Origin of the sequence: Bradyrhizobium viridifuturi (assembly GCF_001238275.1) — a bacterium.
GTDB classification, from domain to species: Bacteria; Pseudomonadota; Alphaproteobacteria; order Rhizobiales; family Xanthobacteraceae; genus Bradyrhizobium; species Bradyrhizobium viridifuturi.
In genome coordinates this window covers 19,796-32,124 of sequence record NZ_LGTB01000058.1, presented here as the reverse complement: position 1 = coordinate 32,124, position 12,329 = coordinate 19,796, and the positions used below count along the sequence as shown (strand labels likewise).

The window sequence follows — 12,329 nt, the reverse complement described above, 5'->3', positions numbered from 1 at the left end:
CGGAAGCAGGTGACTGCCCAGCTGGCGCTGAAGAACCGGCATCCCCCTTCCGGGTAAGCGGATCTGAAGCGGTGGGCGGAGCGGCCTGTTCCGGGGTCGCCAGTGGCGTCCCGCTCTCCCAGTCCCACAGCGAACGATTGAGTGGACGTCGCGTCGAGCCGTCGCATGATGGCGGCGCCTTCGACCAGCTTGCGCAGCCGCCGAGCTGGCACGCAATCACGGACACAACGAGCAACTTGAGAAGCACGCGTGAGAAATCTTGCTTCCGGGTCATGCGGCCGTGCTCCCCTGCGAGCGGGTCCGACGGAGGCTCCCGCCCTGGCGGCCGGCTCGCAGCGCGCCAAGACCCCGGCTGGCCGACCAGCGTGCGCCGGCATAGGCGCCGCTCGCCGCGGCCGTGGCATTGGCAATCAGCGGGCTCGTTACCAAGCGGCTGGCGAGCGAAGCGCCGCCGCCGGCGAGCCCACCGGCGATGATCGGCAGCTGAAGTGAGATGTAGCCGGATAGTCCCAGCACCGCGCTGATCGCAACCGCGGCCACGACCATCTCGCCGGCTGTTCCCGCATTGTTGCCGAACCGGTCGATGAATCCTGTGACGGTCGTCAGCATAAGACCGACCAGAGCCACCACCAGGACTAACAGGATCACGAAGTTTGCCACCTGCCGAAGCCAGGCTTCCGTGAATGGCCTCGTTGCTTCAAAAAGCGCCATTGCGATGAAGACGGGACCAAGCGCGATGACGACGCCGAGCCCGACCTTTGCATAGAGCAGGATCGCAAATTGCAGAAAGGAGCCAATCGCCACGAAAACAAGGAGAATGGCCGCAACCAACGCTGGCGCGATGTTGGTCAGACCAGCTTGCTTATAGATCTTGTTGGCGACGTCGATACCCTTGGTAAGCAGCTGATCAAATGGCGCCCCGGAATGGGTATTTAGGCCGGAACCGGCCAAAGCACTGCCGATCTCCTTGGGGAGGCTGTCGAAGAATAGACTCGTCACGTATTGTTGGAACGCGCTTGAATTGGTCGCAAGCAGGACCACAAGAACGATCCGCATTGCCCGCCAAGCGAACTCCATAATCGGCTCGGAGATCGATCCGCGCATGACAGCAAAGCCATAGAGAACGACGTAAAGCGTCACGCCGACGCGCAGCGGACCGTCAATATAAGAGGCCAGATTTGAGACTGATGTCGACACAAAGGTCGTGATCGGCTGCTCGAACTCCCTCAAGAAACTGTCGAAGAGTTTATGGCCATTGCGGTGATCCTTATTTCAGCGCGTCTTCCATCTCTTGGACGGTAAGTTTATTTCGCGCTTCATTTGCGTTGACGCAGTTCGGGATGCTGCCGAGGTCTCCGGGATTCTCGCCACAGGCGTTGAGCATGGCCTCAAGCTCGTTCTTATGATCGAGATACCATCCCACCGTCTTTGTTTCGGTCTTGGGAGCCTCGTTGCAGCCTGTCAGGAGTCCCGCTGCCGTCAGCGCTAAGATGTAAGTTGTCCGTTTCATCGAAGCGCCGCCTGTATTTCATCGGTGAGTTGCTGATCCTTTTCCCGTTCGCGCTGCCGATCCATATCCGTGCGCGCCTGCTGGATCATCGCTAGCCCCTGCATCCGCAGCACGTCGTTCTGCAGGAGCGCCTGTTCCGCCTGCAGTCGAGCAGACAGATCGAGAACCTCTTTGACGTCCGTTGCGGAGCTGATGCGCGTTCTGAGTTCTTCGAGTGCATCGATGCGCTGAGAGGCCGTGTCATAGACGGCTTGGCCGAGCGAGTGCTTTGCCCCCGTCTGACGGGCGATACGATCGAGCTCGCTCTGATAATAGGAGTTGCCGCTGTTGCCGGAATAGTAGCGGCTCTGTGAGAGATAATGGTCGATGGCGTCGGCAAAGTTACCGCTCCCCTGCCCCGCGGTCAGGCGCTCGATGTCGGAAAACTGCTGTGGCAGTACCTTGCGGAACTGGGGCGTGTTCAGAAGTGCCCCAAGCTCGTTGGCATTGGTCAGCTTGTTGAAGCTGTCATAAAGCTGCTTGGACTGCTTGAGCTGGTCCTGGGCGACTGCGAGCTGGGACGTCAGGGTGTCGACTTGCTTCTTCATCTCCATCAACTGGTCGAGTTGCCGTGCAAAGACACTGGGATCGAACACGATGTCGGCGGCAACAGGAGAGACCATCGAAACCATCGCTGGCCCCAGCAGCGACAGCACGATGGAAGCAGAGAAAGTGCGTTGACGGATCATTTGGCGGTCTTTCGTTGTGCGTGAAACAGCGGCAGCCACTGCGCCGGGTCATCGCCGACCTGGCCGCGAATGCGGTCGAGTAATTCGACGGTCTCGGTGCGTCCCGACAGTACGGCCAGCGCGTCGTCGAAGCCGCGGAGATCAAGCTCAGCCACGACTGAGTTGTGCCCCTGCTTGACCAGAAACCGGTGACTTTCGGGGGAGAGCTCTTCCTTGATCAGGCGAAACTCGGTGTCCGTCAGATGAAAGCCGTCGACATAGTCGGAGCGCGTGCCGCGTGCGTTGGGCAGGAAGATCTGTGTCGGGCACTGCTCGACGATGGTGTGCGCGATCGAGGACGCGAGCGCGTCGCGCGGCGATTGCGTGCCGAACACCATCATCGCATTCTGCTTGCGGATGGTCTTGAGCTTGTTGTTGGCGAGATCCCGGAATGCGTCGTCGCCGAGCGCCTTCCAGAACTCGTCGATATCGATGATCAGCCGCCGACCGTCGATCAACTGCTCGACACGGTGAAAGAGATACATCATGAGGGGCTTGCGGACGGTCGGATGGTCCAGGAGGCTCGTCATGTCAAAGCCAATGGATCGCGCGTCCAGTTGGATCTCGTCGTGCTCGCTGTCGAGCACCCAGCCGAAGGGTGCGCCCCGGCACCATTGCTCCAGCCGCGCGCCAATGCCCTCGCGATCCTGTTGGCCCAGAAACGTGCGCAGGGCTCCGAACGAACGTTCAGCCCGGCGCAGCTGACCCAGAGCGCGCAGGCCGGAGTCGATCCGCTCTCCTTCGGTCACGGAGAGTGGACGATTACCCGGCGTGACGAGTTGCCGAACGAGCCCACCAAGAAAGGACAGGTTTGCCGGCGTGAGCTCCATTGCCTTGAGCGGAGCGCAGCCGGTCGGATTTCCGTTTTGAAGTGTCAGATACGTTCCGCCGGCAGCCCGGACAAAAATCTCGGCCCCCCGGTCCTTGTCGAAAAAGACGTAAGTTGCTCCGAGCCGTTCGGCCTGTGAGAGCAGGAAGTTCTGGACGACAGTCTTGCCCGATCCTGACGGCCCACAGATGAATGTGTTGCCGAGGTCGCCGTGGTGAAAGGAGAAATAGAATGGTGATCCCGATGCGGTCTTGAGCATCGCAACCGCAGGTCCCCAGTGATTGCCCGTCGGCCTGCCAATAGGATAGGTATGAAACGGGCAGAACGCCGCGAAATTGCGCGAGCTGATGGCGCCGGAGCGCGCCCGGTACTTGAACAGGCCCGGAAGTTGGGCCCAATAGGCCGCCTCGAGCCCCAGATCCTCCCGGGCGACAACGGCACCTGCATCGGCTAGTGCGCGGCGGGCGATACTCATCTGGTTCTGCAGCTGCGAAGGCGTGTCGGCGTAGATCAGCAGCGACAGATGATGGTCGCCGAACACAAATCGGTTGGATTCGAGATCGTCGAGAGCATCGAACAGTTCGTCGATCTGCGAGGCCGCCGGATCCTTCGCGGACACCATCTGGTTCTGCTTCCGCGTCAATATCGTCTTGGCGTCGGCCTTCGACAGGAATGCGAAGGACTGCGTGAGGATGAGTTCGAACGGGGCGGACAACAGTGTATTGAGCAAGCCGGGCCGCGTGGACGCCGGATATTCCTTGAGTCCGAACATGCCGGCGAAGCGCGATCCGCCTGCGCCTCGGATCTCGAGGGATTCGCGACCGAAGATGATGCGGTTTGAATAAAGCGCCGGTCCAATCGGTCCCTGTGGCAAAGGCATCGGCATCCACTCGCTGGATGCGATGCCGTGGAGCAGCTCCATCGGTTCCGAGAAGACGACGCCGTCGCGCTCGATCAGTCCCGCCACACGACTGCTATAGCGTTCGAGCGCCGCGACGATATCGCGCGTCGCATCGCTCAATCGCTTCAGGGCATCATGATCGACTTCGGTGGCATCTCGGGTGGCTCGGCCGAGGCGCTTGAAGAAGTCGGCCGCAGCATCCGCTGTTCCCCGTCCGGGATGAAATACCAGCGTCAAGTAGAGATCGTTGCAGAACAGCGCTTCCGTCTGAAGCCGATCGCGGTATTCGGCGTTGAGATCATCGGCAAACGGCGAGCGGAAGCTGCCAGCCGGGTAGGTAGCCGTGCGCCGCCGCACCAGATGCGTCCACAGTGCCAACCGTGGATCGGCAATATTGCGTAATGTCAGGTTCAGCTTGGCATGCAAGTCGTTGAGATCGGCTGTCTCTGCCGTCTCGAACGAGATGCCGTCGATTCGGATCACGGTGAGCAGCGCCCGGGTCGTGAGGCTGATGACGGTATCTGTCACATGGCGACCGAAGGGCAAGTAAGTGCTGGGCTCGATCTCCCGCGCTTTCACGGCTGACTTACGCATCGCCGAGGTCCGTCGCCTGCTGCCGGCGGATGAGCTTCAGTGGCGTGCAGGATGATCCGCCCCAGAGTTGAGAGTTCCGGGCCCGGCCGCGTGTCTCCAGCCAGGCAAGCAGAATTCTGAACATGTTGGGATCACGCTGGCAGACGACCCGGCAGAGCCCATGGATCGGGAGCGCGATCAGGGCGTAGACGATACTTCCCGCGGCGAGAAACAGGATGCATGAAAACATGACGTTGAATGCCATCGCTTCCACGGTCACGCCGGCGATCATGGCAGGGCGCGTGCACGCGAGGAACAACGTGTCTTCCGTCAGACGCGTGGCCTCGATCATCAGCGACCACCGGTCAAGGTCGAGACCACCTCGGAGGCGCCGAAGGTGATGGCGACTCCGAGCACGACATAAGCGGCCTTACGCAGATCCAGATACCCGAACATCCAGGCGATGCCGACGATGATTACGGCGAGGGTCGCCAGCAGGCGGGCTACGTTGCCGGTGAGCATATTGACGATATTTTGCAACACGCCCTCAATGTTTGCCGTTTGCGCCATAGCGGGCTCAACGATGGCGACACTGAGGACGACGGCGATGGTCAGCAGGGCACCGGAATCCTTAAGACGAGAAATCATGACATGAGCTCCAATTGCAGGGTTGTTGGAAAGACTGGGGTGCGCGACGCCGGTTGTGGTGAAGTGACGCATTCAGCGCTTGTAGACGAGCGCTGATTCGCCGATTCCCGCGCGATAGACGTCCCAGCGTGGCGCGGTGTTGGGTCCTGCCGATGTGTCCATCGTCCCCGCGTCAGCGCTGGGAAGGGAACTGATCGCGGTGGATGCAGGCGGTTTCTCGGGGAGCTTCGATGTGGCGATTGCAGGGCCTGTGAAGCTGGCTATGACGCTGGCAATTGCCTGGTCGTGATTGGTTTTCGTCGTTTCGGCTGCTCGCAATCTCGCCTCGAACAACCTGCTCAAGCCGGCGATGTGCTTGCACGCATCAAACGTCGTGGTGACCGTGAGGCCTGCTTCCCGCATGTCCCTGGCATCGAGTTGAGCGAGGCCGGTTCGGGTGGCTTGGCCGCTCGATAACGCCTCGGTCGCAAGTTCAATGGCCTCGCTGCGGTCGGATGCCTGAATTGGGACCCGTTTGCGCTGGGCAATGGTGATGAGCAGTGGCTCAAAGGCGCTTGCTTGCTTTACGATTGCGGTCAACGGCTGAATGTAGGCGGCCGTTGGAACGCACCGTTCGATCATTGCCGCGAAAGCTGTCGGATCCATTCTGGAACCTTGAACTGGTATCAGTGAAAGATGAGATGCGACGGCTATGCTGCGAGCGCTGCGTTTGATGGCGTGACGATCGCACGCTCGCGGATGTTCCCCATTACTTGAACCGCTCGGAGTGCCGCTTCGGTAACAGGCAACAGTCCAGCGACTGCTTTGGTATTGCCGATTTGCCGGGGAGAGCCGAGGCGGTCCAAATGCCATCCCGCTCGCCGCAGGATGCGCTCCATGCGCAAATCGGTAACAGTTGCGATTGCTTGGAGTTGGCGCTGCAGCCCCCACTCAATCATGGCAGCGAAGAGGAGAAACGTTGCGCTCTTCAGCCCATTCGTAGTTGGACTTTCCAAAGTCTGGGTGTCGACGCAGAATCTTGAGCTTTCCCAGATCGTAGTAGTGTTCGGAGCATCCCGGCCGTCCAGCAGAACCGGAAACGTATTTGCCAGCATGTTGCGTCCGGTGGTCGGAAGGAGACGGACACAGCCAACGACACTACGTTGATCGACGACCAACAAATATGTGGGTGCTAGCGCGTCGTACTGATCGATCTCGAGTCCGTCCGAAACCGATACGTCCCAATCCAGACGCTCCCTGAAGACGCGCCGACGCAGGCGGTGCATTCCGAACATCAAATCAGAATGATTCAAAAGAGCAGAGCGCGAGAGAGCGACGACTTTCATTGCGGTTCCCAAAGCTACGAATCATTAACTTGGAAGCCAAGAAAGCAGCGGCGATCGCTGCGTTGATCTGTCACTTCTGACAGGCGGGGTTAGTGGCGCGCTCGCCCAAAAGCTGCCGCAACCACTCACTACAGCGCCACACGTAATACGGGAACACCCCGTCCGAATCGCATAGAAAATACCAACAGGGGCGCGATGAAAAACGTTGAGAGAGCGTGCAATGAGTTCTTTGATTGCCTGCACACCGCAATCACAGAGGACGATTTCCGCCGTGTGGCGGAGCGAACTGCGCATGCGTTGGGGTTTCGATGGTTTGCCTATCTGGAACGCAATTCAGATAGCTCTCGCCTAATCTCCTCATATCCAAAGAGTTGGACTGAGCACTATTTCAAGGAGGGGTACGATAAGATCGATCCTGTACTTCAGAAGCCACGGGTCAATGATCGGCTAGCGTTTTGGGATGGGCGTGACGCGAGGAGTGCAAGCTCTGCAAAGGAGCGCCGAATGTTCGACGACGCGATGAGTTTTCGGATTCGAACGGGGCTGACGATCAGGATACCCACAGGGAAAAATCAACTCGCCGCATTTACACTAGCGGTCGACGATCGAAGTCTGATGCTCGATCGGTTCATTGCGTCGTCGCACGAAGTTCTTCACATGTTGGGGCTTAACTACCATGCGCACGTCAGCGCCAGGATTGAGCTCACCAATGCTAGCGTTCGAGCAAACATACCGCTCAGTCAAAGAGAGCGACAGTGTCTCGCTTGGACGTCTGACGGAAAGACCATGCAGGATATCGCCGATCTGCTTGGCGTGAGCCTCGCGGGGTAAAGTTTCACCTGGACAATGCCAGACGGAATCTTTCCGCGCTGACATTGCCGCATGCGGTGGCACTCGCTCTGCGGCAAGGGTTGCTCTGAGAACCCTAGACAAGCCGTCCGCCGGATTCGCGTGGTTCAAAATCCTTCTAGCCGATACTTTGGTGCGTTCATCGGTTGATGAGGGGGCGGATGACGAGACATGGGTGATGGCGAAATCATTGCGGGAAGCGTGAGGGCGTCGCCCTTGCGGGCCGGGCTGGCGGCTTCGCTGAAGCCCGCAGGCGGTCTTCCCCCTGCGGGCGCTCATCCCTGACGCAAAGAAGGTCAGGGGAGATAGGCCTGTCCGATTCGCAGGTAGATTGGTCGGCCGGCAAGCCGCTGCCTTGCGATATCGAGAGATGTGGCGCGGTTAGCCCTTGGATATGCCGGTATTGGCAGAAGCAGCACTCAAACGGGCGGGAGGAGAGACATCGACCGCTCGCGAACTGCCTCAGAATATTGAGGCCGAACAGGCGTTACTCGGGGCAATCCTCATCAATAACGACGCCTTTGACCGTGTCGCGGAGTTTTTGAAGCCGAACCATTTTTTTGAGCCTCTGCACGGTCACCTCTTCGAAGTCATGGGCGAATTGATTCGCTCGAACAAGATCGCCAATCCGATCACCCTGAAGACGTTCCTGCCGGCAACTCTGGATATTGTCGGCCTCTCTGCCGGGCAATATCTCGCTCGTCTGGCCGCGGAAGCGACGACCATTGTCAATGCGCCCGACTATGCCCGGACGATCTACGAGCTCGCGGTGCGTCGCGAATTGATCAAGATCGCCGAGGATATGCTCAGCACCGCATTCGATGCGGCTGTTGATTGTTCGCCCCAAGGCCAGATCCAGCAGGCCGAGCAACTTCTGTACGAAATTGCCGAAACGGGTCGATATGGCGGGGGCTTTGAGACCTTCGATGCTGCGCTCGACAACGCCGTTGAGAGGGCTGCGAAAGCTTATCAGTTCGATGGCAAGCTCTCTGGGCTTCCGACCGGGCTCATGGACCTCGACGCTAGAATGGGCGGCCTACAGCCGACCGATCTGATCGTCATTGCTGGCCGTCCCGGTATGGGAAAGACATCATTGGCTACCAACATCGCGTTCAACGTCGCAAGCGCCTATGATTCAACCCGACCTATTGGTGGTGCTGCCGGGCCCGCTGCTGGTGGCATCGTGGCCTTTTTCTCCCTCGAGATGTCCTCGGAGCAGCTTGCGACCCGCGTACTTTCGGAGCAGGCGGAAGTGCCCTCCTCCAACATCAGACGCGGCGACCTCGGCGAGGCCGAATTCGGCAAGCTCGTTGACCACCGGCAGAGAATGCGGCATCTGCCGCTGTTCATCGACCAGACCGGCGCGATCTCCATTGCTCAACTGGCGGCACGCGCACGTCGCTTGAAGCGGCGGCGAGGCCTTCATCTTATCATCGTCGACTATATTCAACTCATGCAAGGCAGGTCCCAACGGGCCGCACAGAAATCGCGTGCAGGAAGTCACCGAGATTACGACAGGCCTCAAGGCCTTGGCCAAAGAACTCAATGTCCCCGTCGTGGCGCTATCTCAGCTCTCACGTGGAGTCGAAAACCGGGATGAAAAACGGCCGCAACTTTCCGACCTTCGGGAATCCGGTTCAATTGAACAAGATGCCGACGTCGTGATGTTTGTGTATCGCGAGGAATATTATCTCAAGAACAAAGAGCCGAAGCCGGGTACGCAAGAACATGCGACCTGGGAACGTGAACTACAGGGCGCGCGTGGCAAGGCCGAGGTAATCATCGCGAAGCAGCGGCACGGCCCGACGGGTACGGTCGCAATGAGCTTTCAGGGCGAGTTCACCCGCTTCTTCGATCTGGCGCGACAAAGCGACTAGCCAGTCCTCACGGCTCCGTTTTCTGGTTCGTGCTCACCGAGCAACATTACGGACCCCTGCCGGCAGAACGTCGACCTCGCTAGCCGCACTTTGGTTTGGCCCGTCTCCACTAGCACGCATCAAACACTGATCTTTCGGCTCAATGCTCGAGGGTGTCCCGCATCCGTCGGGTAGACTCTCATGTCCGGCATCTCGCTTCCGCAGGAGGACCACCCCGCTCTCGAATGGGCTTTCCTTGGTCCGGGTGCGGCCTTCTACGATCAACCCGCGAGGGGTTCGCTACGCAAGCGTGCGACCTCTTCGGCTCCGCCTACGAGGTGACCGCGGCCGCTCCCGAACACATCGGCGCCTGTCGAGCGGGGATGGTCCCCGCCCCAAACGGGAGCCGCACAATGTCGCAGAATCTCACCCTCGCTCAGGATCACGCTTTCGATCTCGCCCGCAGCCTGATGGTCCCAGTTGTTCTCTTCCAGGTCGACGACGAATTCGGCGTCATGGTTTCCAGCGAATACGACGGCGAAGAGGACACCATCGTGCATGAGTACGACCCGTGGTCCCCGGCTCATTGAGCCGGGTAACCGGTGTGCCGCTGGCGCCATGCCGGCGGCAAGGGAGGCTTCGCCGCGGCCTAACCTGCCACATTGGACAGCTGGTCAACGCGCCCTTGCCTCCGGCAAGGCTCCGCGGCCGGCCAGTTCCGTTCCGAAATTTGCGGATCAGAAAAAACTGAAGAAGGGACCGGGTGATGGGTTGAGCGCGCTCGGAGCGAAAACATGGAAAAGAAGGACATTGAAGAGTTGCGCAGCAAAGTGGCTTGCGCCGCCGTGCTCGAGAACGAGGGGTGGAAAATCGACTTGAAGGAGAGTACCCGGCGGGCGCTCAAATACCGGAGCGGTGCCGACATCATCATTGTCATCCACGAAGGACGCGGCTGGTTCGATCCGTTGTCGCCTGCCAAAGGAGATGTCTTCGATCTCGCAGAGCATCTTGGCGCGAACGGATTCCCTGAAGCCTGCGATCGCGTCGCTGCGCTTGTCGGCTTCATTGCGACCGCGCCGGTCTGGAAGCGAGCACCCAAACCGGCGGCGTCGGCATCCATCGTCAGCCGATGGGCCTGCCGGCGACCGCCAAGGCCTGGCTCGGCGACCTGGAACTATCTCGCCGAGCGGCGCGGCATTCCCGACGTCACTATTGCCGCTGCGGTTGCTCAAGGTCGGTTGCGGGAGGGACCGCAAGGCAGCATGTGGGCCGCACATGACGATCTCGCCGGCCGCATCATTGGTTGGGAAGAGCGTGGTCCGCACTGGCGCGGGTTCGCGACCAACGGGGCCAAAGAACTCTTTCGCTTCGGGCCGACGTGCGCCGAGCGAGTTTGCATCACCGAGGCTGCAATCGATGCCATGAGCCTGGCTGCGATCGAGCTCCAGTGCTCCCACACCCTGTATGTCAGCACTGGTGGCGGCTGGTCGCCGGCCACGGAGCAAGCCATCCGCAGCTTGGCTGGGCGCGCGAACGTTCGGCTTGTGGCTGCGACCGATAACAATCGGCAAGGTGACGTCTACGCCGAGCGTATTCGCGGGATTGCTGGCGAAACTGGCATTGAATGTACGCGATCACGACCGCAAGCCGTTGACTGGAACGAAGATCTAAGAGGTCTGCTCGTCGGAACAGTCTATGGGCTGCTTGCGGCCAATCAATGATTACCATGATGTCCGGGAGAAGTCGGTCACCGGGGGTGTCCTGCGAGGCTGAGCAAGCGGATGAGATTCCGAGCGGAATAGACAGGAAGAGCGCGAAAGGAAAACGGGAAATGAGGAATGACGTGCCGCATGCCCGGCCGGCGCGTCAAGGGAGGCTTCGCCCGCTACGCGGCCCTTGACCCTCCGGACCGGAGAGGCGGCCGCGAAGAAGGGGTCAAGAGCTGAAGAAGATGGCGAACCGAAGGGGTGAGCCGCGCTTCAGTCCGACGAGGCTGAAAGGAGCCCTCCCATGATCCCCTCTCCAACCCGCAAGGTCTATCAAGGCATCGCCGACCGCCGGCAGATGTTCCGGATGTTCGATCGCCATTCGCAGAGGCCGAACCGCCCCGAAGTCGATGCGACCGCGCTCTATTCGGGCGAATGGTTTGAGATTGGCCAAATCGAATACGACTACATGCTCGACATCCTGCCACCGCTTTGGATGCGTTGTGGGATGTTCGCGATGCGCGAATTTCTCACCGGCAGCGTCACCGGCGTCTTCTTCGCGTTGACGCTCGGCCGTTGCGTCCGTCACTTCCACGGCTATTGCAATTTCTCGGAGCGCTCTTCACCCGATCGGATGCGCACCGCGATCGTCGAACGAGAATCGCGGCTCATGATGGCGATGACGCGCGAAGAGCGGCTCGAGCACATCTGGTCGAGCACGCACGAGGACTACCGCGGCTACGCTGGCGAGCGATGGGCCCATCATCTACGTGGCAGGCGCACCGTGCTGCTCTACGGCGGTCAGCGCGGCACCCTGCTGAAGCTGCTCGACGAGCTCACCGAGGCGGAGATTTCAGCGAAGCTGCCGGTGCACCTGCGCTACCTGCCCGACGCGATCGCGGCGTAAGGGAGAGCGCAATGTTCACATTCCCCATCCCCGCCGTCCGCAGGGTTATCGAACGCGGGCAATCCGACGCCGCCGCCAACGGCGGGTTCCGCAATCCCTATTACGGCCAAAAGCCGGGTAAGGGCGAGAAGCCCGGGCTCTGGCTTGTGGGTGACAACGGCGTTTACATCATGTCGAACGGCAAGCTCGGTGACGGCGATCGACCGCTCGTGGTCTATTCCGAGGAATGCCATCCGGTCGGCAATCCGGACTGGTTCGATTACAAGCGATGCCATTTCGGCAGCGATGACAGCATCGAGTTCATCGAGGCCGAGCGGTTCATGCCGCTCATCAATCGTGATTTTCGATACACCCATCTGTGGGTGCAGCTGAGCGAGACAGACATCTCGCTGTCGCTCATCATCCGCTAGCGCCTCCCATCCCCATTCACTGCGACCACCCGCACCCGCCGAGGCAGC

At 60.1% G+C, this 12,329-nt stretch carries 13 protein-coding genes and 1 pseudogene; 6 read left to right on the top strand and 8 right to left on the bottom strand.

The window, feature by feature from the left end:
* Positions 1-270 precede the first annotated feature (270 nt).
* The 8 genes from ALC15_RS36940 to ALC15_RS36905 all read right to left on the bottom strand — a co-directional run bounded on the left by ALC15_RS36940 (position 271) and on the right by ALC15_RS36905 (position 6,553).
* Positions 271-1,230, bottom strand: a complete 960-nt coding sequence (locus ALC15_RS36940; protein WP_050631528.1) for a TrbL/VirB6 family protein — start codon at positions 1,228-1,230, stop codon at positions 271-273.
* Between the two features lie 37 nt (positions 1,231-1,267).
* A complete protein-coding gene (locus ALC15_RS36935) occupies positions 1,268-1,510 on the bottom strand; it encodes an EexN family lipoprotein (protein ID WP_050631527.1) in 243 nt (80 codons plus the stop codon).
* Positions 1,507-2,238, bottom strand: coding sequence for a P-type DNA transfer protein VirB5 (gene virB5 / locus ALC15_RS36930; protein WP_050631526.1), 732 nt, complete (start codon positions 2,236-2,238; stop codon positions 1,507-1,509). The genes ALC15_RS36935 and virB5 overlap by 4 nt, the downstream gene beginning before the upstream one ends.
* Positions 2,235-4,601: a VirB4 family type IV secretion/conjugal transfer ATPase gene (locus ALC15_RS36925; RefSeq protein ID WP_050631525.1), complete on the bottom strand. Its 2,367-nt coding sequence runs from the start codon at positions 4,599-4,601 to the stop codon at positions 2,235-2,237. Before ALC15_RS36925 ends, virB5 begins: the two co-directional genes overlap by 4 nt.
* Positions 4,594-4,932, bottom strand: a complete 339-nt coding sequence (locus ALC15_RS36920; protein WP_050631524.1) for a VirB3 family type IV secretion system protein — start codon at positions 4,930-4,932, stop codon at positions 4,594-4,596. The genes ALC15_RS36925 and ALC15_RS36920 overlap by 8 nt, the downstream gene beginning before the upstream one ends.
* Positions 4,932-5,228: a TrbC/VirB2 family protein gene (locus ALC15_RS36915; RefSeq protein WP_050631547.1), complete on the bottom strand. Its 297-nt coding sequence runs from the start codon at positions 5,226-5,228 to the stop codon at positions 4,932-4,934. The genes ALC15_RS36920 and ALC15_RS36915 overlap by 1 nt, the downstream gene beginning before the upstream one ends.
* Before the next feature lie 72 nt (positions 5,229-5,300).
* A complete protein-coding gene (locus ALC15_RS36910; protein WP_050631523.1) occupies positions 5,301-5,873 on the bottom strand; it encodes a lysozyme family protein in 573 nt (190 codons plus the stop codon).
* Between the two features lie 44 nt (positions 5,874-5,917).
* Positions 5,918-6,553, bottom strand: coding sequence for an acyl-homoserine-lactone synthase (locus ALC15_RS36905; protein WP_050631522.1), 636 nt, complete (start codon positions 6,551-6,553; stop codon positions 5,918-5,920).
* Between the two features lie 195 nt (positions 6,554-6,748).
* Here ALC15_RS36905 and ALC15_RS36900 point away from each other — a divergent pair, with 195 nt between their 5' ends.
* From ALC15_RS36900 to ALC15_RS36875, 6 genes and pseudogenes are all read left to right on the top strand, one after another.
* On the top strand, positions 6,749-7,384 hold the full coding sequence (locus ALC15_RS36900) for a helix-turn-helix transcriptional regulator (protein WP_244486427.1): 636 nt from the start codon (positions 6,749-6,751) through the stop codon (positions 7,382-7,384).
* 421 nt (positions 7,385-7,805) lie between these two features.
* Positions 7,806-9,279: pseudogene (locus ALC15_RS36895) on the top strand (replicative DNA helicase).
* 392 nt (positions 9,280-9,671) lie between these two features.
* Complete coding sequence (locus ALC15_RS45000) at positions 9,672-9,848, top strand: hypothetical protein (RefSeq protein ID WP_050631546.1); 177 nt, start codon at positions 9,672-9,674, stop codon at positions 9,846-9,848.
* Positions 9,849-10,052: 204 nt separating this feature from the next.
* Positions 10,053-10,979: a DUF3991 and toprim domain-containing protein gene (locus ALC15_RS36885; RefSeq protein WP_050631521.1), complete on the top strand. Its 927-nt coding sequence runs from the start codon at positions 10,053-10,055 to the stop codon at positions 10,977-10,979.
* Between the two features lie 289 nt (positions 10,980-11,268).
* Positions 11,269-11,871 carry a DUF1419 domain-containing protein gene (locus ALC15_RS36880; RefSeq protein WP_050631520.1) on the top strand — a complete coding sequence of 201 codons (603 nt, stop codon included), beginning with the start codon at positions 11,269-11,271 and terminating at the stop codon, positions 11,869-11,871.
* Positions 11,872-11,882: 11 nt separating this feature from the next.
* Positions 11,883-12,281 (top strand): DUF3085 domain-containing protein, encoded by a 399-nt coding sequence (locus tag ALC15_RS36875; RefSeq protein ID WP_050631519.1) that lies wholly within the window; start codon positions 11,883-11,885, stop codon positions 12,279-12,281.
* The last annotated feature ends 48 nt before the right edge of the window (positions 12,282-12,329 follow it).